This window comes from Rhodococcus sp. ABRD24, from assembly GCF_004328705.1.
Taxonomy (GTDB): Bacteria; Actinomycetota; Actinomycetes; order Mycobacteriales; family Mycobacteriaceae; genus Prescottella.
The window spans coordinates 402,145-423,988 of record NZ_CP035319.1 but is presented as its reverse complement, the minus strand read 5'-3'; the positions used below and the strand labels follow the sequence as shown (position 1 = coordinate 423,988).

14 protein-coding genes are annotated in these 21,844 nt (G+C 67.2%); 5 read left to right on the top strand and 9 right to left on the bottom strand.

Annotated elements, in window-relative coordinates; genetic code table 11:
- The first annotated feature begins 337 nt into the window (after positions 1 to 337).
- The 4 genes from ERC79_RS01740 to ERC79_RS22890 all read left to right on the top strand — a co-directional run bounded on the left by ERC79_RS01740 (position 338) and on the right by ERC79_RS22890 (position 6,039).
- On the top strand, positions 338 to 4,744 hold the full coding sequence (locus tag ERC79_RS01740; protein ID WP_242676716.1) for a DUF5979 domain-containing protein: 4,407 nt from the start codon (positions 338 to 340) through the stop codon (positions 4,742 to 4,744).
- Positions 4,745 to 4,904: 160 nt separating this feature from the next.
- Entirely contained in the window at positions 4,905 to 5,048 is a 144-nt protein-coding gene (locus ERC79_RS22895; RefSeq protein WP_165497026.1) for a hypothetical protein, read from the top strand.
- A gap of 31 nt (positions 5,049 to 5,079) precedes the next feature.
- Positions 5,080 to 5,883, top strand: a complete 804-nt coding sequence (locus ERC79_RS01735) for a class E sortase (RefSeq protein WP_131575192.1) — start codon at positions 5,080 to 5,082, stop codon at positions 5,881 to 5,883.
- Positions 5,884 to 5,886: 3 nt separating this feature from the next.
- Positions 5,887 to 6,039, top strand: coding sequence for a hypothetical protein (locus ERC79_RS22890; protein WP_165497025.1), 153 nt, complete (start codon positions 5,887 to 5,889; stop codon positions 6,037 to 6,039).
- A 173-nt stretch (positions 6,040 to 6,212) separates the two neighbouring features.
- Here ERC79_RS22890 and treZ read toward each other — a convergent pair whose 3' ends face one another.
- From treZ to ERC79_RS01700, 8 genes are all read right to left on the bottom strand, one after another.
- Positions 6,213 to 7,943, bottom strand: a complete 1,731-nt coding sequence (treZ, locus tag ERC79_RS01730) for a malto-oligosyltrehalose trehalohydrolase (RefSeq protein ID WP_131575190.1) — start codon at positions 7,941 to 7,943, stop codon at positions 6,213 to 6,215.
- 110 nt (positions 7,944 to 8,053) lie between these two features.
- A complete protein-coding gene (locus ERC79_RS22885) occupies positions 8,054 to 8,206 on the bottom strand; it encodes a hypothetical protein (protein WP_165497024.1) in 153 nt (50 codons plus the stop codon).
- Positions 8,207 to 8,454: 248 nt separating this feature from the next.
- Complete coding sequence (locus ERC79_RS01725; RefSeq protein ID WP_131575188.1) at positions 8,455 to 9,825, bottom strand: NAD(P)/FAD-dependent oxidoreductase; 1,371 nt, start codon at positions 9,823 to 9,825, stop codon at positions 8,455 to 8,457.
- Positions 9,826 to 9,955: 130 nt separating this feature from the next.
- Entirely contained in the window at positions 9,956 to 11,524 is a 1,569-nt protein-coding gene (locus tag ERC79_RS01720; RefSeq protein WP_131575186.1) for an APC family permease, read from the bottom strand.
- A gap of 54 nt (positions 11,525 to 11,578) precedes the next feature.
- Positions 11,579 to 12,460: a universal stress protein gene (locus ERC79_RS01715; protein WP_131575184.1), complete on the bottom strand. Its 882-nt coding sequence runs from the start codon at positions 12,458 to 12,460 to the stop codon at positions 11,579 to 11,581.
- A gap of 59 nt (positions 12,461 to 12,519) precedes the next feature.
- A complete protein-coding gene (locus ERC79_RS01710; RefSeq protein ID WP_131575182.1) occupies positions 12,520 to 13,977 on the bottom strand; it encodes an NAD-dependent succinate-semialdehyde dehydrogenase in 1,458 nt (485 codons plus the stop codon).
- A gap of 45 nt (positions 13,978 to 14,022) precedes the next feature.
- Entirely contained in the window at positions 14,023 to 15,369 is a 1,347-nt protein-coding gene (gene gabT, locus ERC79_RS01705; RefSeq protein WP_131575180.1) for a 4-aminobutyrate--2-oxoglutarate transaminase, read from the bottom strand.
- A 51-nt stretch (positions 15,370 to 15,420) separates the two neighbouring features.
- The gene (locus ERC79_RS01700) at positions 15,421 to 16,851 is read right to left on the bottom strand and encodes an aminobutyraldehyde dehydrogenase (protein WP_131575178.1); all 1,431 of its coding nucleotides are present in this window, start codon (positions 16,849 to 16,851) and stop codon (positions 15,421 to 15,423) included.
- Between the two features lie 188 nt (positions 16,852 to 17,039).
- Between ERC79_RS01700 and ERC79_RS01695 the strand changes: the two genes are divergently transcribed.
- Positions 17,040 to 18,566: a PucR family transcriptional regulator gene (locus tag ERC79_RS01695; protein WP_131575176.1), complete on the top strand. Its 1,527-nt coding sequence runs from the start codon at positions 17,040 to 17,042 to the stop codon at positions 18,564 to 18,566.
- On the opposite strand, the gene ERC79_RS01690 is transcribed toward ERC79_RS01695, so the two are convergent.
- Positions 18,547 to 21,756 carry an NAD-glutamate dehydrogenase domain-containing protein gene (locus ERC79_RS01690; protein ID WP_242676715.1) on the bottom strand — a complete coding sequence of 1,070 codons (3,210 nt, stop codon included), beginning with the start codon at positions 21,754 to 21,756 and terminating at the stop codon, positions 18,547 to 18,549. The genes ERC79_RS01695 and ERC79_RS01690 overlap by 20 nt on opposite strands.
- Positions 21,757 to 21,844: the final 88 nt, after the last annotated feature.

Here is a 21,844-nt window from a genome sequence, read left to right as displayed (position 1 = left end):
TGAACGGAAGGTGTACCTGATGCGTAACCGTGTCCTCCTGCGTCGTGCCGGAGAGGGGGTGGTGTCTCGGTGGGCGGCGCTGGGGATGATCCTTGCGGTCCTGGCGCTGGTCGTGTCTTCGTTCTCATTCGCCCCGGTTGCCTCGGCGCAAGAAGTCGGGACCTCGACCACCTCCACTCCGACGCCAACAGTGAAGAGTCCATCCTCTTCGGCGGAACGGAGTTCGACTCCGGCCGCGCCCACGTCAGAATCGCCCGCGACCACGTCAGACGCGCCCGCGACCACGACGAAGGCGCCGGCTGCGTCCACGTCAGGGTCGCCCGCGACCACGACGAGCGTGGCACCCACGACGGCGAAGCGAGGCGCGGCGGTCACGCCGCTCGGACTCAATCCCGACATCAAGGTCGAGATAACCGAGATCAAGGTCGAGGGAAATCCCGGCGAGCAGATCACGGTCGGGGACTCCGTCGAGGTGCACGGCACGTGGGATGCGAGCAAGGCCACTCCGAAGCCGGGTGACCAGTTCACGATCAAGTTCCCTGACGTATTGAAGCTCGGCTCCAACCAGACGATCCAGCTCAAGGGCGAAGACGCGGTCTGGGGCACCTGCGAGCTGGTGGCTGCCACCAATGTCATGACCTGTGTGCTCTCCGAGGCGGTGACGGAACGCCCCGAAGATGTGAAGGGCGATTTCTTCGTCTACACGAAGGCGGTCAAGTACACCACCTCCAAGACGGTTGACTTCACGATCAACGGCACGTACGAGGTGACGCACGAGCTGCCCGGCGGTGGTGGAATCGGCGACGGCAGCGTCATCGGCGCGGCAAAGAAGTCCGGCCAGCTCCAGGGCAACAAGCAAGCGGTGCGTTGGACCATCGACATCCCTGGCGCAGACCTGGCTGCTCTGGATTCGAGCAACACCGGTTCGGTGACCCTGAGCGATGCGCTCTCGGCAAACATGAAGCTGTGCGACGGCAAGGTCGACGCGAAGCTGCTGTCCGGCCGACCGAACGATCTCAAGCCCGTCGCCAACGGCGTCAGCGTCACCCAGTCTGCCGCCGGTGCTCCGGTCAGCATCGCGATCAATAACGGTGGTCCCTTCGAGAGGGACAAGCTCTACCGCGTCGAGTACACCTCCTGTACAGCGAGCGGCGAAGTGGACCCTAAGGGCACTCTCTACAACAACTCTGTGACCATTGGCGGGAACACCGTGGGCTCGGTAGGCGTCGGCCAGGACTGGGAACCGCAGACGGGGCCATCGAAGTCCGGCGATTGGGCGTGGGGCACGCGGTACAACGAGATCGACTGGAGCATCACGGTCCCGGGTACCTTCATCGCTAGCCTGCCCGACCAGAAGGTCACAATCGCGGAGACTTTCAGTGCCAACCATGAGGTCTGCGTGGGCGGCCTCAATCCGACGATCTGGCGCGCGAACCGTCTGCCCGGGCTGAACGGTGAAACAACCAACCACGTCAACGTCACCTCCGAGTTCGACATCGACGCTTCCGCCGCCACGGCGGGTGCCAAGTCCTTCACTATGACCATCACGCCGAAGGACAAGATCGAGCAGGACTCGAAGCAGTACTACTTCGTGAAGTTCCGGACCTGCCTCGGCGACAAGAAGGTGCCGGACACCACGAACGAGTTCACGAACACGGCGGTCGTCAACGGAAAGTCGACACCCGCAAAGGTGACGGGGCCCAAGTTCGAGGGCGGCAAGGCCGGCACGCTCAACACTGTGCCGAAGGACGTCGCCGGTGAGATGCAGCCGGCCGGCACGACGATCGACTGGAAGGTGCAGGTCTCCGGACACACTCTCGAGGGCCTCGACGCACCGGCGGTCATCACCGACACGTTCTCCAAGTCCTTGGCGGTGTGCGAGGTCAGCGGCGATCTGAAGAAGGACCTCAATTTCAAGGTTGTCGCGAAGGACTTCCTTGGCGACGGCAAGGTTCATCCGGAGCGTGACCTGACCAAGGACACCACAGTCACGCGCAATGGCGACGACACCGGGATCGCAATTACCCTGCCGAAGGGGGCGGACGACTACAACCGTGAGACGCGCTACTTCATCGAGTACACCCTCTGCACCAGCAGTGGCGGACTGGATGAGCGCGGCACGGTGTACGGCAACTCGGTCTTCTACAACGGCAAGACGCAGTCGGTGCAGAGCGTGAAGCAGGAGTGGGGCGGTGGCGGCACCGGTCAGGGTGTGTCGCGCGGTTCGTTCTCGCTGCTGAAGCAGATCGATTCCTCCTCCGAGCAGTTCCCGGAGGGCACGGAGTTCACGGTGAAGGTCGAGGAGTTCGCCCCCGGGAAGAATCCGGCGACCGACGCCCCGTACAGCACCTACAACATCAAGGTGAAGGCGGACGGAACGCCGGTCAGCGGAGTCAACGCCCGCGGCACCGGCTGGCAGATCCGCCTGTCCGAGATCGACCTGCCCAAGGTGGACGGCGTCCACTTCGAGCAGGGGAAGTTCCGCGAAGCACCGGGCGTGGTCCTCAACGCGGATCGCACCCAGGCGGTGGTGAGCATCGCGCCGAAGAGCAACGTCGAGGTCAAGCTGGTCAACAAGGCGGTCCTGGGTTCGGCGAAGATCGTCAAGACCGTCATCGGTGACGGAATGGGTGGGCTCGCGGGCGACGAGTCCTTCGTCATCAAGGCGCAGATCGCCAACGGTGACAGCAACGCGGGCAGCGAGTCGCGCGAGTTCACGCTGAAGAACGGTCAGCACTATGACCTGAGCGACTTGCCCATCGGAGCGAAGGTCACCTTCACCGAGGTCAAGCCGCTGAACACTGACCGCGTGACGTGGTCGGAGCCGGTGATCAATCCGAAGACACTCACCATCGGCACCAATGCCGCGGCGAACACGGTCTCCGTCACCAACGAGGCCAAGATCACCATGGGCACCTTCGAGTTGAGCAAGAAGCTCACGGGGCCCAAGGCATTCGACAAGGCCGTGCCGAAGACGTTCGACGTGACCGCAAGCTGGAACGCGGACGGAAAGCCGCAGTCCAAGACGCTGAAGCTCCCGGCCGACGGCACCGCGGTTCCGTTCGGCGTGAACCTGCCCGGCGGAACCAAGGTCACGCTGACCGAGACGGTTCCGGCGAACGGTAACGGTCTCGCCTGGGGCGTGCCCGTATTCTCCGGGAACGTGACGATCGGTGACGCCGGCAAGGCCGTGGTGACCATCGGCAAGGACCCGGGCAAGGTCGAGCTGACGAACTTCGTCGACACCAACGACGGCACTCTGCGCATCCTCAAGCAGGTCGGCGGCGAGGCCGCCGAGGCCGTCGGTGACGACGTGGAGTTCACGGTCCAGGCCCGTTGGAAGGACGGCGTCAACTTCGTCACCAAGGACTTGACCGTCAAGAACGGCGTGGCCACGCCGCTCGGCGTCGACCTTCCCGTCGGCACCGAGGTGACCTTCACCGAAACCGGGCGTCCCGACGTCGCCGGAGTCGAGTGGGGCACGATCTCGTGGGCCACCGATCCGAGCGGGGAATCCTGGCTCGTCACGAATTCCGAGGGCGCCGCGACGGGCATCGTCTCCGACGACCCGACCGAGGGTCGTCTCGTCACCCTGACGAACGAGGCCTTGTGGAAGAACGGCTCGGTCGAGTTCACGAAGTTCATCTTCGACGGCGCGGATCCCATTCCCGCCACCGATGCTGACCTGCCCGAGGGTGCCGAGTTCGACGTCCGGATCAAGGGAATCGATCCTGCGCTCCCAGCAGGAACCGATTTCCCGGCGGTGGGTGAGACGATCACCCTCAACGCCGGAAACGGCTGGAGCTGGAAGTCCGGCGACGTTCTGCCGCGGAACACTGTGATCACTTTCGCCGAGGTCGACCCCGATGCCCTGCCCGGTATGGACTGGGCGCGGCCGTTCTACTACGTGGCCGCGGATGCCGGTGAGCCTGGCGACCGTGACACCGTCCAGGTTGTTGCAGGCGACGAGGCTCTGGTGGAGATCCGTAACCGCCCGATTCCGACCACTGACGTGGACATCGACAAGATCGTGACCGGGCCGAAGGGCAACCAGGTTTCCGGGCACGAGTCCACGACCTTCCAGGTCACGGCCACGTGGACGGATGTCGATGACGAGGCGCGTTCCTGCGTTCTCGATGTCAAGCCGGGCGTTTCGGCCACACCGACCACCAAGTGCGACGCCGCAGTCGTCGACGGCCGGGTTCAGTTCCCACTCGACACTGAGATCACCTTTGTCGAGACCGGCGCCCGCACTGACGTGAGCAACGTCAAGTGGGGTGACGTGGTGTGGAGCGTCAAGGAAGGAAGCGCGGACGTCGTCAAGATCGAGGGCGAGCCGACCGGAGTTTCTGTCATCCTGACCGGTACCGCGAACGAATCAGTGGTGCTGGGACTCGAGAACAAGACCAGCAGCAACGGGCTGATCATCATCCCGATCCCGATTCCGCTCCTGCCGTGGGACGGATCGTCGATCCCGACGGGATCGGGCTCCGGGGGACCAGCTCCTGTTGGTCCCAGTGTGCCGGGCGTGCCTGGTTCGCCGGAACAGCCGTCCAAGCCGGGCGACTCGGGTCACAACGGTGCTCCTGGCAAGCCGGCTCCCGGCAAGTCGGCTGCGGCCGAGCCGGACCAGTCTCGTTCCTTGCCGGTGACAGGTGCGAACGTCATCTGGCTGGCCGGTGCAGCGCTAGCGCTGATCGCCGGTGGCACATGGCTCACAGTGCGTAGCCGCAGGAAGGCGTAGGCGAGGGGTAATCCCCCAGCCGGCACACTGTGCCGGGGCGGGTGCGACGTTGCTGGTCGCGCCCGCCCCGGGCTCATGCCAACTCGATTGAATCCCGCTCACCAGCGGACCACCCATTCTGCGGCCGATCGCTCGGCCGCCCCTCGAAGGAGAGCTTTCCGTGTTCAGCATCCCGATTTCGCTTGTGATCGAGAACATCCAGACCACCGGTTCTGCCGCGATCGACGGGCTCGGTCGACTGTCCGTCCTCCTCTACGATCTGCTCGGTGGCACAGGAAGCGCCACGATCAACCTGGGCAACTAGTTCGACGCGTCCGTGGAAGGGGCCCCGGTCTGTGAGCGATACCAAGGTTCCGGTACCAGATCGGACCCGGCCGAGTGTTGGCCAGGTCATCGGGGAGCTGCTCCTCACGGCAGGGACCGTCATCCTGTTGTTCGTTGTCTACGAGGCGTTCTGGACCAGTATCGTCTCTGGGCGGCTGCAGGATGAGGTCAACAGCGGCCTGGAGGAATCCTGGGGCGACGGGGGGGCCGGTGACAAGCCGGTCGTCCCGTCGGCCCCGGTACTCGGCGAAGGGTTCGCACGGGTACATTTTCCCACCCTCGACGTCGCGTACGCCGTCGTCGAGGGCATCCGCAACGAGGACCTGCGGGCCGGCCCCGGCCACTACCCCGACACTCAGATGCCCGGCGAAGCGGGAAACTTCGCGCTCGCCGGGCATCGCATCGGTACCGGTGCGGTGTTCCAGCACCTCGATCAACTCGATGCGTGCGATGCCGTCGTCGTGGAAACCGAGTTCGAGTGGATGACATACCGACTGCTACCACTCGACTCCGCCTCGCCCGATCGGCGTGCGGCTGCAGAAGCCTGCCTGAGTCCAGAGCAGGCCGCTCGCGTCTCCGACGGCGACTACTCTCACCTCATGGGTCGACTCGTGACAGTGCCCACCGACATCGATGTCGTCAACCCGCTGCCCGGCACTCCTTGGGCCGAGGCTGACGCCGGTCTGGAGAGCATGCTGACACTGACCACATGCCATCCGCTGTTCTCGAACACCGAACGCCTGATCGTGCATGCTGTTCTTGTCGAAACAACCCCGAAGTCCTCGGGCAACATTCCCGCGGCATTGCAGGAGTAATCAATGTACGGCTACCTCTGGCGCGCTCTGCCCGGCCCCCGGCCGGTGAAGGCTGTGCTGGTAATCGTTCTCGTTGTCGCGTTCGTGCTGTTGCTCATGGAGGTCGTCTTTCCCTGGGTGTCCGAGCACATGCCATACTCGGACGTCACCGTGTAGAGCACCTTTGCCCGGCCGAGACCTCCCCTTCTTGCCACCGGGTGAGCCCCAATTCGGCGGCGCAATCCATGAGTTCGCTGCCGCCCTCGGTCCGGTGGTCCATCAGCGCTCCCGTGCCTATCGGCCGCAGTCCGAACGTAGTCGTCACTGCGGTGCCGTTCTGACCGCCCGGCTCATCCGGCGTCGAGTACCGCGAAGGAGTGACCCGGCACCACGGTCGCCGAACCGGTCTCGTCCTGCGTTGGCCGGTCCCACCACAGCAGGGGCGTGCCTCCGATCGGGACGCGCACCGCGTCCGTGCCCAGATTGCAGACGATGCGTAAGTTGTGTCGGCGCAACACGATCCAGCGTTCGCCCTCGTCGTACTCGACAGTGAGATGCTCGAGCCACGGATCGGTGAGCTCGGGTCGACTGTGCCGCAGTGCGATGAGCGCGCGGTAGCAGTCCAACAGTCGGGCGTGCGCGGCAATTTCGGTCTCGGACCAGTCGAGTTTCGAGGCCTGGAATGTCCCCGGGGCCTGCGGATCCGGAACGTCGTCGGTATCCCAACCGTGTTCGGCGAACTCGCGGCGGCGCCCTTCCGCGGTTGCCTTCCCGAGTTCCGGCTCGGGGTGGGAGGTGAAGTACTGGAACGGGGTTCGCGCACCCCACTCTTCACCCATGAACAGCATCGGCGTATATGGCGAGCACAGCACCAGTGCCGCTTTCACGGCCAGCTGGCCATCGGACAGATACGCGCCGGGACGATCCCCGGTAGCCCGGTTGCCGATCTGGTCGTGCGTACAGGTGTACGCGAGCAGCGCGTCGGCGGGGATTCTGCGGACGTCGATCGGGCGGCCGTGATTGCGGCCCCGGAACGTCGAGTACCCGCCCGCGTGGAAGTAGCCGTGGGTGAGGGTGTGGGCGATCGCTCGAAGTGAGCCGAAATCGCCGTAGTAACCCTGCCGTTCCCCGGAAACGGCCGCGTGGATCGCATGGTGGACATCGTCGTCCCATTGCGCATCCAGGCCGTACCCGCCCGCGGCGCGCGAGGAGATGAGCCGCGGATCGTTCTGGTCGCTCTCGGCGATCAGGGTGAGCGGTCGTCGTAGATGCGCCGAGAGCCGGTGCGTCTCGACGGACAGCTCCTCGAGCAGATGCGTTGCGGTGTTGTCGACCAGCGCGTGCACCGCGTCCAGGCGCAACGCATCGATGTGGAACTCATGGAACCAGCGCAGGGCGTTCTCGACGATGTACCGGCGCACCTCGTGCGACTGCGGCCCGCACAGGTTGACGGTGCGGCCCCAGTTGTTGCCGCCCTCGGCGAGGTATGGCCCGTATCGGTCCAGGTAGTTGCCCGAGGGTCCGAGATGGTTGTAGACGACGTCGAGTACGACGGCGAGACCCCGCCGATGGCACCCGTCGACGAAGCGCTGCAACCCGTCCGGGCCACCGTACGTTTCGTGGACGGCGTACCAGAGCACTCCGTCGTAGCCCCAGTTGTGGGTGCCGTTGAATGCGGCAACCGGCATCAGCTCGACGAACCCGACACCGAGGTCGACGAGGTGGTCGAGCCGCTCGATCGCCGCGTCGAATGTGCCTTCCGGGGTGAAGGTGCCGATATGCAGTTCGTAGACGACGCTGCCCGCGAGCTGACGCCCGGTCCAGGCGGTATCGGTCCAGCCGGCGGGGTCCAGCTCGTGTAGCTGTGACGACGCGTGGACGCCGTCGGGCTGACGCGGTGACCGCGGGTCGGGCAGCACGACGGGGGAGTCGTCGAGCACGTACCCGTACCGTGCGCCGCGCCTGACCTCGATGTCGGCGCGCCACCAGCCGTCAGGGGAGCGTGTCATGGCGTGCTCGTCGCCGTCGACGTGGACGTGAACCGAACGTGGCAATGGGGCCCAGACCTCGAAGGTGTGCACGTGATCAGGATGCACCGATCGCGCGCCCACCGCAGCAGTCCGGGGTCTTCGTCGCCGAACAGCGTGTCGAGGTGCTCCCGTCCGGGCGAACGGGAGCACCCGAACGGACTTCAGGATCCGAAGTTGAAACCACCCGCGGCGCCGCCCGCACCGCCGCCGCCCGCTTCGGCATTCGAGCCAGCGGAACCGCCGTCCGATCCGAATCCGACGTTGGCTCCGAACATTGCGGTCATCAGGGCTGAGAAGATCGCGGAGATGGACATGTGCGCTCCTGTGGGTCATTCGATCCAGGTCGACACCGGTCGGTGTCGGGAGTCATTGGACCGTGCTCCGGGCAGCCGAGGTGAGGGATCGGCGGCAGGTTAGGGGACGATTGGGGGATCTATAGGGGGACTTGGTTTCCCCCCCACCTCCCTCACGAATCCCCTACGTGTGCAGCTGGTTCGGGCTCGTCCTCACTACGGCAACCCTCGGGATCCAGGGGACGCCGGGCGGTCACCTCGGCTGCGTGTCATCGGGTCGGCTGGACCGACGTCTCGATGATCGCGCGTGCGGTGTCGCGGCCCATCCGGATGGCACCGTCCACGTGCTGGTAGCCCGCGCCCGCGAGGTCCGAGCACGAGAAGTGGATCGGTCCGACGGGGGTGCGCTGGTCGCGCCCGTACCGATGCAACCCGCCCAGATCGAAGCTGGCTGCGTACGCTCCGCGAGTCCACTCCTCCGAGCCCCAGTCGGATTCGTAGTACACGACGGGTTCGGTGGCCTGCGGGCCGAGGAAGCGGGCGACGGATTCGAGGATTCGGCGCTTGCGTTCATCGGCGGACAGTTCGAACATTGCGTCGGCCTTCTCGTCGGAGACGAAGCCCACCAGCGTGCCGCGGGTGTCGCCGTGGTTGGTGTTGTCGTAGACCTCCTGTACCAGCTCCGAGGCGCTGAAACCGGTGCCGGACAACCCCTCTGCGCGCCAGAACGGTGTCTCGTACACCGCGTGTACCTTGATCACGAGTCCGAGTGACTGGTGCTGGTGCATCTGGTGCTGGCGGCGCGGCAGCGGCGGGTCGAACGAGATCCGGGTGTACAGGTTCGGCGGTACCGCAAGTACGACGCGACGGGCGCGGACCTCGAGGTCGCCGTCGGCGAGGACGGTTACGCCGGCGTCATCCCAGCGGACCGTACGGACGGGGGAGTTCAGGAGGACGTCGTCGCCGAGTCGTTGAGCGAGTCCGATCGACACCTGCTGCATGCCGCCGACAACCCGCCGGTCCAGGATGAAGTCCTCGTCGACGAGGTTGCTGAACGAGCCGGCGGAGGCTGCCATCAGTACTGCCTGCAGAGCCGAGAACGAGTGCGCGGGCTTGGTGAGCATGCCGCCGGCGACGAAGAGGCCGATGTTGTCGCGGGCCTCCTGATCGTCGCTGAGGTCTGCGAGCCAGCGGCTGAACGAGACGGTGTCGAGCTCCCGGGCGCGGGGGTGGGCCCACGGCTCGTCGGCGCCGATCTCTGCGGCAAGTTCGTCGAGGATCCCGATGAGCCGATCCATCTCGGTGCGGGTGTGGTCCGATACGGGAAAGCTGTCGCCCGAGTACACGGTTCGTGTTCCGTCGGGGGCGATGTAGATCGAATCACCGTCGCGGTACCGCTCGTAGGTGTCGAGGCCCAGCGTCTCGAGGGTCTCGTACAGTGCGGTCTGGTCGGGGGAGACCCACTGGCCGCCGATCTCGAGCACGGCGCCGTCGATGGTGTCGGTCCAGGTCCGTCCGCCGACGCGATCGCGCGCCTCGAGTACCGCTACGGAGAGTCCGGCTTTCGTCAGCTCGGTGGCGGCGGTCAAGCCGGACGGGCCGGCGCCGACGACCACGACATCGCGGGTGATTGAGGGCATGGGAACTCCTTCGTCGGGGTGATGGCTTCGGATCTCGAAGGTAATGACGTCAATTCTGTGGCCTCGGGCACACCTGCGGGGGTGCCTATGCGTCGAATCTGCGATTCAGGGGTGCGCCACTATGGCGCGTTCAGCCCACCTGCTGTGGCGGCGTCACGTTGGAGGAGGCATCGTCGGTGAGGGCAGGTGTCGATCGGGTGAGTATCTCGCCCCGGAAGAACGCGGGCTGGCGCGCCCGCATCACCAGCATCAGCACGACGCCGAGTGCCAGCAGCCCGAATCCCATGAAGAAGACCAGGCCGACACCGCCGATCGCGGCGCCGCTGCCGTTCTCCGGGTTGATGCTCTCGCCGACGGAGATGACGAACACGACGATCAGCATGATTCCGCCGAGCAGGGGGAACAGGAACTTGAAGACGATGTTGCGGGCACTGCTGAACAGTTCGTGCCGGAAGTACCAGACGCAGGCGAAGGCAGTGATCCCGTAGTACCAGCAGATCATGATGCCGAGCGCTGCGATGGTGTCGAGCAGGGTCCGCTCCGAGAGGACCGTGACCACGGTGTAGAACACCGCAGTCAGGGCGCCCGCTACGGCGGTCGCGAAGGAGGGCACCAGGAATCGCGGATTGATCACCGACAGCTTCTTGGGGAAGGCGCCGTAGGCGCCCATCGCCAGCATGGTCCGAGCGGCGGGCAGGAACGTCGTCTGCAGGCTCGCGGCGGAGGATGCCAGCACAGCCAGGAACAGCACCAGTCCACCCCAGCGGCCGAGGATCGGCTCGGCAAGTGCACCGAAGACGTTCTCCGAGTTGTCCGGGTTGCCCAGTCCGACACCGGTGTCCCCGACGCCGGCGTACATCATCGACGCGACGGCGATCATCAAGTAGGTCACGAGGATCGAGAGCACGCACACCAGTCCGGCTCGGCCGGGAGTGCGCTGGGGATCCTTGCACTCCTCGCCGAGGGTCAAGCATGTGTCCCATCCCCAGAACGCGAAGATGGATCCGGTCAGGCCGACGGCGAACGCGGCGATCGTCAGTCCCGTGAACGGATTGAACCAGTCCAGGCTGAACGAGAGGTTCGCGGGCGCATCCCCGGCCGCTACGTGGTAGAACGCGACAGCCGCGAACACCACCAGGACGATCATCTGGAAGCCGACGAGCACGAACTGGACGCGCTCGCTGGTGGTGATGCCGCGGCTCGAGATCCACGTCGCGATCGCCAGGAACGCCAGCGTCGTCGCGATATTGACGAACTTGTTGCCGGCGAGGTCCGCAATTGCGGGGGCGTCGAGCAGCCGCGCTATGAACAGATAGAAGAACTGCACCGCGATCGCAGCCAGGTTCGACAGCACGATGATGGTCGCGACCACCATGCCCCAACCGCACATCCATCCGACGTACGGACCGAACGACTTCGTCGACCACGTGAACGATGCCCCGCAGTCCGGGGATTCGCGGTTGAGTTCGCGGTAGGCGTACGCGGTCAGGAACATCGGTATGAAGCCGGCGATGAAGATGGCCGGCATCTTGAGGCCGACCGCAGCGACGATCAACCCGATACTTGCGGTGAGCGTGTAGCCGGGGGCGACGCAGGAGATGCCCAGGATCGCTCCGGAGAGCGTCCCGACCTTGTTGGTGGCCAGGCCCTTGTCGACATGGCCACCGGATCGTGGCGGTGACGGTAATTCAGCTGCCATGGTGTGCTCCAGGTTCAGGGCCCATCGCGTGATGCGGCCGAGCGTGGGACAGGTCTAACGGTCGAGATGGCTCTCCGAGTTCGGAACAACCACCATGGGGACGGGGATCACGCGCAACATCTTCGCGGCGGTCGACCCGAGGAACAGTCGCTGGTTCTGGGCGAGCCGGCTCGAACCGACGAGGACGATGTCGCCCTCGTGCCACTCGAGCTTGCTCACGGCAGACTCCACGGAATCGCCCTCGGCGACCTGCGCGGTGACTCGCATGTCGTGATCGAGCAGCGCCCGCGACCGGTCCAGTACGCTCTGCGCGTGCTCGAGAGCGCGCTCGCGGACAGCCGCTCGGTCGCCCCGCAGGTCGTCGTGTTTCTCGATCGATACCAGCGAGACCAGCCGCAGGGACGCGTCGATCCGCTCGCACGCGCGTACTGCGGTGCGCAGCAACACATCCGCGCCGGCGCGGGTGCCGAGCGCGCACGTGACTTCCCGGATGCGCGTGGCGGCGTGGTACCTCATGCCGCGCGGCGCGAGCGCCACCGGCACGTGGGAGGAGTGCAGCAGTTCGCTCGATACGGTGCCGATGCCGTGTCGCCCCAGCATGCTGTCACTCGCGGCGCCGACGACGATGGCCTGCGCCCCGAGTCGGGTCGCCTCGTTCAGCAGACCCTGTGCGAAGGAGTCGTCGAAGCTCAGATGGGCTTCGGCCGTCACGTCGTCGGGGACCTGAGCCAGCGCCTCCTCCAGCCACTGATCGGCCTGGTGGACCAGCAGGTCCTCGTAGCCGGGGTCGGCCGGAACCCGGGCCGGAAGGGCCCGGTCCGGCGGTATGACCATGCAGATGTCGAGGCTCGCATCCAGGCTGCGGGCGAGTCGGATGCCGAGCGCGAGACCGTCCGCGCCGCTGGGGGTGGCGAGGTAGCCGACGACCAGACGCATGGTGACCCTCCGATCAGTAGTGCGGTTCAGTAGTGGGGTTCAGTAGTGGGGCGAACGACTCAGGCGGGCAAGGCGATGTACTTGGTCGTGAGGTATTCCTCGATGCCTTCGGTGCCGCCCTCGCTGCCGAGACCGGACTGCTTGACGCCACCGAAAGGCGCCGCCGGATCGGAGATTACGCCGCGGTTGACGCCCACCATGCCGGATTCGAGAGCCCCGGCCACCCGCATCGCACGGTCCAGATCGCGGGTGTAGAAGTATGCGGCCAGACCGTATTCGGTGTCGTTCGCGGCGGCTACGGCCTCGTCCTCGGTGTCGAATCCCGTGATGGCCGCGACGGGGCCGAAGATCTCCTCACGGAGGATGCGGGCACCGGCTGGGATCTCGTCGAGCACGGTCGGTTCGAAGAAGAAGCCGGGTCCGTCGATCACATGCCCGCCGGTCCGCAGGCGCGCTCCGGCGGAGACGGCGTCGTCGACGAGCGCTGCGACGGCGGTTCGCTGCCTTTCGTTGATCAGCGGGCCCAGCTGGGATCCGTCCTCGTACCCTGCGCCGACGCGGGTAGCTGCGATCCGAGCGGTGAGCGCCGCGGTGAACTCCTCGCGCACGGCGTTGTGCACGAGGATCCGGTTCGCCGCGGTGCACGCCTCGCCGCCGTTGCGCATCTTCGCCGCCATCGCACCCTCCACCGCGGCGTCGAGGTCGGCGTCGTCGAACACGATGAACGGGGCGTTGCCGCCGAGCTCCATCGAGGTGCGCAGCACCTGCGGGGCGGACTGCTCGATGAGCAGCTTCCCGACCCGAGTCGAACCGGTGAAGGTGACCTTACGCAGCCGCGGATCGGTCAGCAGCGGGGCCGTGACCGCGGCCGCGTCCGACGCCGGGAGCACCGACAACACACCTGCCGGCAGTCCGGCGTCGGCGAAGATCTCCGCGAGCAGCAGCATCGTCAGCGGCGTGTCCTCGGCAGGCTTGACGATGATCGTGCAACCGGCGGCGAGGGCGGGTCCGATCTTGCGGGTGCCCATCGCGAGCGGGAAGTTCCACGGCGTCACCGCCAGGCACGGCCCGACCGGCTCCTTGGTGACCAGGATCCGGCCGGTGCCGGCTGGGGCCTGCGTGTACCGGCCCTGGATCCGCACCGCTTCCTCGCTGAACCAGCGCAGGAACTCGCCGCCGTATGCCACCTCGGATCGGCTCTCCGCCAGGGTCTTGCCCATCTCCACGGTCATCAGCAGCGCGAGATCCTCCGTGCGCTCGACAACCAGTTCCCACGCCCGGCGCAGGATCGAGGACCGCTCTCGCGGCGAGGTCGCCGCCCACTCCGCCTGTACTCGGCAGGCGGCATCGAGGGCTGCCAGCGCGTCCTTGGCGGTCGCGTCGGCGACCTCGGCGACCACCTCTCCGGTCGCCGGATTCCGGACGGCGAAGCTGCCGCCTTCAGTGGGATCCGTGCCGGCGCCGTCGATCCAGAGGCGGGTGGGGACGGTGGCGAGGAGGCGGTCGATGCTGCTCATGTGCGGTCCTGTTCGAAGGTGGTGCGGACTGGAGGAGAGGTCGGGTCAGGCCGAGGTGGCGGCGCGGATTGCGCCCTCGAGTACGGTGAGCGCGTCGTCGAGCAGGTCGTCGCCGATCACGAGCGGCGGCAGCAGGCGGATGACGTTGCCGTAGGTGCCACAGGTCAGCACGATGACACCCTGCTCGAGAGCCCGGGCCGCGATGGCCTTGGTGACGTCGGCGTCGGGCTCTGTCGTGCCCGGCACGACGAGTTCGATCGCGATCATTGCGCCGCGGCCGCGGACGTCACCGATGGCGGGGACCTCCTCGGCGAGGGCACGCAGCCGTGCGGTCGCGGTTTCGCCGATGTGGCGCGCACGGGCCGGCAGGTCGAACTCGCGCATCGTCTCGAGTGCGGCCAGGGCGGCGACGCACGCGAGCGGGTTGCCGCCGTACGTGCCGCCGAGTCCACCGGCGTGCACCTTGTCGAGCAGGTCGGCGCGGCCCGTGATCGCGGACAGCGGCAGGCCACCCGCTATGCCCTTGGCCATCGTGATGATGTCGGGAACGATCTGCTCGTCCTCGCACGCGAACCACGATCCGGTGCGGGCGAAGCCGGTCTGCACCTCGTCGGCGATGAACACGACACCGTTCTCGCGTGCCCACGCGACCAGTGTCGGCAGGAATCCCGGCGCGGGAACGATGAATCCGCCCTCGCCCTGGATGGGCTCGAGGATGATCGCGGCCACCGAGTCGGCGCCGATCTGCTTCTCGATCTGCGTGATCGCGCGACGGGCGGCCTGCTCGCCGGTGAGCCCTGCCTCGTCCCGGAACGGGTACGACATCGGCATCCGGTAGACCTCGGGCGCGAACGGTCCGAAGTTCGTCTTGTACGGCATCGACTTGGCGGTCAGGGCCATCGTGAGATTGGTGCGGCCGTGGTAGGCGTGGTCGAACGCGACGACGGCGTCGCGGCCGGTGGCCAGGCGGGCGACCTTCACGGCGTTCTCCACGGCCTCGGCGCCGGAGTTGAACAGCACGGTGCGCTTGTCGTGGTCGCCGGGGGTCAGCGCGGCGAGTTCCTCGGCGACCTGCACGTAGCTCTCGTACGGGGTCACCATGAAGCATGTGTGGGTGAATCGGCCCACCTGCTCACTCACCGCCGCCGCGACCCGCGGATTCGACGCGCCGACGCTGGTCACTGCGATACCCGCGCCCAGGTCGATGAGCGAGTTGCCGTCCACGTCGACGATGACGCCACCGTCCGCGTCGGCCGCGTACACCGGGACGCTGGAACCGACACCGGCTGCCACCGCGGCGCGGCGCCGCGCGCCGAGGGCGGTCGACTTGGGGCCCGGCAGTTCGGTGACGAGCGCGCGCTTCTGGGGGAGGCGGTAGGACAGGGTGTTCATGGTGCGGAATCCTCCGAAGGTTGTTGTGAACAAAGAGTTCTCGGGTGCAAATCAGTCGTGCGAGCTCATGACGTGCTTGATCCGCGTGTAGTCCTCGACGCCGTATGCGGACAGGTCCTTGCCGTACCCGGACTGCTTGAATCCGCCGTGCGGCATCTCGGCGACCAGCGGGATGTGGCAGTTGACCCACACCGCGCCGGCGTCGAGAGCTGCGGACACCCGCTGCACCGTCCCGTGGTCGGTGGTCCAGATACTCGAGGCCAGGCCGTAGTCGACGTCGTTGGCGAGCGTGACGGCCTCCTCCTCGTCGGTGAACGGCTGTACGGTCAGGACCGGACCGAAGGTTTCCTGCTGGACGATGTCGTCCTGCTGCTCGACGCCGGTGATCACAGTGGGCGCGAAGAAGTACCCGGTGTCCCCGACGCGGGTGCCGCCGGTGCGGACCTTCGCGGACGCCGGCAGTGACGCGATCTTCTCCGTGACACGAGCGAAGTGGTCCGCGTTGTTGAGTGGGCCGTAGAACGAGTCCGGGTCGTCCGGCAGGCCGGGGGTGAGGGTCTCGGCCTTGGCAACGAGCGCATCGACGAAGGCGTCGTGGATCGACTCGTGCACCAGCACGCGGGTCGCGGCGGTGCAGTCCTGGCCGCCGTTGAAGAACGCGGCCTCGGCGATCCCGCTCGCGGCCTTGGTGATGTCGGCGTCGGCGAACACCACGGCCGGGGCCTTGCCGCCGAGTTCGAGGTGGGCCCGCTTGACCTGGCGGGCGGCGGAGACCGCGACCGCGATCCCGGCTCGGACCGAACCGGTGATCGACACGAGCCCCAGTGCCGGATGCTCCACCAGCGCCGCGCCGGTGTGGGCGTTGCCGAGGACGACGTTGAGAACGCCGTCGGGCAGGATGCCCTTGGACAGGCGCGCGAGAACCAGTGTGCTCTCCGGCGTGGTGTCGCTCGGCTTGAGGACGACGGTGTTGCCCGCTGCGAGCGCCGGCCCGATCTTCCAGATCGCCATCATGAACGGGTAGTTCCACGGAGTGACCTGGCCGACGACACCGATCGGTTCGCGGCGGACGTAGGAAGTGAAGCCCTCCATGTACTCCCCGGCGGACTTGCCCTCGAGCAGGCGCGCGGCACCCGCGAAGAACCGGAGTTGATCGGCCCCGACCTTGATCTCCTCGGCGGCGATGATCGCCTTGGGCTGCCCGGTGTTGCGGCACTGGGCCTCGACGAGTTCGTGGCTGTGTTCCTCGATCGCGTCGGCGAGCGCCAGCAGCGCGGCCTGGCGCCGGCCCGGGGTGGTCTTCCCCCAGGTGCGGAATGCGCGCTGCGCGGCCGCGACGGCGGCGGCCACATCGGCCTCGCTGGAGACGGGGGCGCGGCCGACGATCGTCTCGTCGACCGGGTTGATCAGGTCGATGGCCTCGTCGGACGTGGAGTCCACGAATGCGCCGTCGATGTAGTTCTTGAGTAGCTCGGTCGTCATCGTGTTCGGTCCTCTCGATCGGTCGGGCAGCACCGCTTGCGGGCATCAGTCGCGGGTGGCCCTATTAATGTGCGCTGACTCACAGGACGCGTCATCTGCCAGAATGGCAGGCGCAGGAGTCGCTCGCTCGCCAATTCGGCGGGTCGACGACTCATCCCCCCTGATCGCCGCAGGTACTGGAGTGGCAGATGAACCTTCCCGTCCGCTGGTTGTTGTCCCAGCCTGAACTCGCGCTCGAGCTGAAGGCCGGCGCCGCCGGCCTCGGTGCCGATGTGACATTCGTGGTGACGACCGAGCTGAGTGATCCGGCCCAGTGGCTGTCCGGTGGCGAACTGATCCTCACCACCGGGATCGGGCTGCCCTTGGCCGCCGCCGATCGCCGGACCTACATGCGCAATCTCAGTGAATGTGGTGTTGCAGCAATTGGATTCGGAACCGGGCTCTCCCATCCCGAGGTTCCCGGTGACCTCGTGACTGCAGCGGAGGAGCTCGGTCTTCCGCTGTTCGAGGTGCCGCTGCCTACCCCGTTCGTCGCGGTCGCGAAGAAGGTGATGGGACGGCTCGGCGAACAGCAGTACGAGGCGATGTTGCGCGCCTCACGGGCACAGCCTCGGATGACGCGCGCCGCGATCCAGGGTGGCGCGGGCGCGACGATCCGCGAGCTGTCTGTCGCGTGTTCGGCGACGGTGGTGCTGCTGGATCCGTCGGCGCAGGTGATCGATGCCTACCCGGCGCGAGTGGACACGACCGCGCTCGCCGAGATCGTGGCCCTGACAGCGAGCGGGACGGGTGTCGCATCGAGCAGCGTCGCGCTGGATCGGTCGGGGGCCACCGTGGCCGTGCAGTCGATCAGCGCGGGAAACGTGGTCCACGGCTACCTCGCGGCGGTGAGCGCCAGCGGCCTCGGCTACGTCGACCAGATCCTGCTCGGTCACGCGAACTCGTTGCTGGCCTTGGACTTCGAGAAGCCGCGCCGGCTACGAGCAGCGCAGAATCGGCTCAACAGCGAGGCGCTGGGTCTGCTGCTGTCCACCGACCTCGACCTCGGCCCGGCCCGAAAGCAGGTGGCCCAGGCCGCCGACGATCAGGGGCGAGTGCGCGCGATGACGGTGCTGTGTGACGACACCGCGGTCGCGACGCGGGTCGCGACCGCGGCAGACGAACAGATGACCGGCTCGGCCCGCCAACTGTTCGCGCGACGCGACGACACGAGCGTGACGGTGCTGCTGCGCGGCACCGACGGGCCCGACTTCGTGCGCCGACTGGTCCAGGGGCTGCGTATCCCGGACCGGAAGTCAGTGCGGGTCGGGCTGAGTACCCCGCACCCAATCGACAAGGTGGCCGAGTCGGTCGAGCAGTCCCGGCTCACTGCCTCGGCCGCCGAGTACGGTGGGCGTCCCGTCGAGTTCGCCACGCTCGCGGGAAGCGCCTTGCTGACGTTCCCGGAGTCGCGACGGGTCCTCGACGCGCTCGCGGACACCATGATCACCCCGCTGGTCGAGCACGATGCGCGTCAGGGCACAGAGCTGCTCGCCTCGCTGCGGGCGTACCTCGAGGCGAACGGGCACTGGGAGTCCGCGGCGGCCACGCTCGGCGTGCACCGGCACACCCTGCGCAGCCGGATCGCCCGGGTCGAGGCGATCCTGGGCTGCGACATGGGGGTGGCCCGGGTGCGCGCCGAGCTGCTTCTCGCGATCATCTCCCGCCAGTGCTGACCGACCCTCGGACCGCCAGCGCCAGCTCGGCATTGACGACGCAACCGCGGGCGGCATCGACCCGTCCGGAGCGACGCAGGTCAGCGATCAGATCGGCGAGGCGGGTGGCGCTGGTGGGGTTACCGGCCCGCCACCGGTCGATCGCGTCGGCAACGGGCTCGTCGGTGCCCAGATCTTGCAGTACGACGGCGACCAGCCCATGCCAGTGCTCCTGCAATTCGTCGGTGATCACGTCGGCCGCCATCGTGTCCCAGTAGCCGGTCGGTGCTCCGGCAGGGATGGCGTCGGCCAGCCAGTCGAGCCCGAACGTGACACCGATCTCGCGGTAGGCCTGGGCCACCCGGGTGACGTGGTGGCCGGTGCGATCCGCCGCGACCGCGAGGGCCGGTGCCGCTGCGAACACACGCAGTGTCTCGAGGTCGTGCTCGAGCCGGCCGGAGAGTCCGGGCAGTTGTTCGGCGAGGGTCGTGACGGTCGGCGTCAGGCGATCGATGTCCGCGGCGAGCCCCGCTCCGGCCCGGCGGACCTGCAGCAGCCACGACGTCGCCCGTTCGATGAGATCCTGCACCCCGAAAAGGAGGTCGAGCCGCGCCCGGCGGGTGACGTCCGGCAGCGCGAGGACGCCGCGCCACAGGCGGTCGACGTCGAACACGGTGCGGACCGCCGCGTAGGCGGTGACGATGTCGGGGGTCGTTGCCCCCGAACGTTCTTCGAGTCGGTGGATGAAGCCGGGTCCGACACGGTCGATGAGTTCGTTGGCGAGTACGACGGCCACGATCTCGCGCGCCACCCGGTGCTTGCGGAGCCCGTCGCCGACGTGAGCACGAATCAGCGGCGGGAAGTACTGTCTCAGCACGTCCTCGAACGCCGGATCGTCGAGGGCAGGGGAGTTCAGCAGTTCGCTGCGCACCAGGTTCTTGGACCGCGCCAACAGCACCGCTATCTCCGGCCGCACGAGGCCCGTGCCGGCGCGTCGGCGGGCCGCGAGCTCGCCCGTGGACGGCAACACGTCCGCCGCGCGGTTCATCCCACCCGTCTCCTCGAGGTTCTCGATCAGCCGCTCGTGGCGGCTGAGGAGGAACGACGCGTTGGCCTCGGCGAGGCTGATAGCGAGCGTCTGCCGGTCGCAGTCCTCGAGCACGGCTCGGGCAACGTCGTCCTCGACAGCGGCGAGCAGACCGTTGCGATCGGACGCGAGCAGCTCGCCGGCGCGGACCGCGGTATCGAGCGCGATCTTGAGGTTGACCTCCCGGTCGGAAGTCGCGACACCGGCCGCGTTGTCGATGAAGTCGGCGTTGATCCGGCCGCCCGCGAGAGCGAACTCCACGCGGGCGCGCTGAGTCAATCCGAGGTTGCCGCCCTCGCCGATCACCTTGCAGCGCAGCGTGTCCGCGTTCACCCGGACGACATCGTTGGCAGGATCGGCCGCATCGGTGTGGGTGTCGGTCGACGCCTTGACGTAGGTGCCGATGCCGCCGTTCCAGAGCAGATCCACCTGGGCCCGCAGCAGCGCCTTGATCACCTCGTGCGGCGGCAGTTCGGTGGCGTCGATGCCCAGGCGCCGACGAACCTGCGGGGACAGCGGCACGGTCTTCGCGGTCCGGGGCCACACACCGCCGCCCGGTGAGAGAACTGTCCGGTCATAGTCGTCCCAGCTGGATCGTCCTGCCGTGGAAAGACGTTCACGCTCACGATACGACAGCTCCGGGTCCGGGTCGGGGTCGAGAAACACGTGACGGTGATCGAACGCGCCGACCAGCCGGATCTGGCGTGAGAGCAGCATCCCGTTGCCGAAGACGTCGCCGGACATGTCGCCGATACCGGCGACGGTGAACGGTTCGGTGTCGACGTCGAGTCCGGATTCGGCGAGGTGGCGCCGCACCGAACCCCACGCTCCGCGGGCGGTGATACCCATCTCCTTGTGGTCGTAACCGGTGGCGCCGCCGGACGCGAACGCGTCGCCGAGCCAGAATCCGCGGCCAGTGGAGATTGCGTTGGCCAGGTCGGAGAACCGCGCGGTGCCCTTGTCCGCGGCCACCACGAGGTAAGTGTCGGGGCCGTCGTGGATCACGGTATCGTCGGGATGCACGGTCGCGCCGTCTACGACGTTGTCCGTCACGTCGAGCAACGCGCCGATGAACGCACTGTATGCGGCACGGACCTGCTCCGGCGACGGATCGGCTGCGCCCCGAACGACGAAGGCACCCTTGGCTCCCATCGGCACGATCAGGGAGTTCTTCACGATCTGGGTGCGCATCAGACCCAGCACCTCGGTACGGAAGTCGTCGCGGCGGTCCGACCAGCGCAGGCCGCCCCGCGAGATCGGTCCGCCCCGTACGTGGCTGCCTTCGACGCCGCGAGCGTGCACGAAGATCTCGCGGTACGGCACGATCGTCGCCGGCAGACTGACACGCGACGGGTCGATCTTGAAGGCGATCGGGCCGCCGGCGCGGACGCTGTCCTGAAACCAGTTGGTGCGCAGCGTTGCCGAGACGAGTGACCACAGCCCGCGCAGCAGGCGGTCCTCGTCGAGTGTCGCGGTCGCCGTGACCGCGTCGGCGAGGTCGGCCTCCGCGGTCGCGGTGGGCGCAGCGCGGTCGGGCAGGTGCGGTGTGAAGCGGGCGCGAAACAGCGCGACGAGGGCACGAACGAACCTCGGCTGCGCCGCGAGGATGTCGATGATCGACGATTCGGACAGTTCGAGTCCGGCCTGACGCACGTAGCGACCGAGAGCCCGCACCAGCGACGCCTCGTGCCACTGCAGGCCGGCGGTGGCCACGAGACGCAGGTAGCCGTCCACCTCGACCGCGCCGGATGCGGCCGCGGCGAAGGTGTCGGAGACCAGGTTCGCTGTCGAGGCCTCCCACGGCGCGCTGCTCGGGCAGAAGGTGAACAGGTGCACCGTGGTGGTTTCGGCAACGTCGGTTTCAGCAACGTCGGTTTCATCAACGTCGGAGCCGCGCCCGGGCAGTAGCTCGTGGGTGGCCACACACAGTCCCATGTGGGCGAACATCTCCACCAGGTCCGCGAGCAGGGGGGTGCCGTGCGGCCAGGTGAGCACCGCCGTCAGGGTCGAGTCGTCCCGGTGTGCCGCCGGCTGGAACCGCAGCGCCGGGCCGGCACTCTCCGGCGACGGAGCGGCGCTGATCGACTGGATATCCGGGATCCTGCCTGCTGGGCTGGCTGTCATGGCGATGTGTCTCATACTGACTCCCTCGTGGCGATGCGGCTGGAACCAGTGTGTGCGGAGGAGATCTGCGACACATGTGCCGGAACGG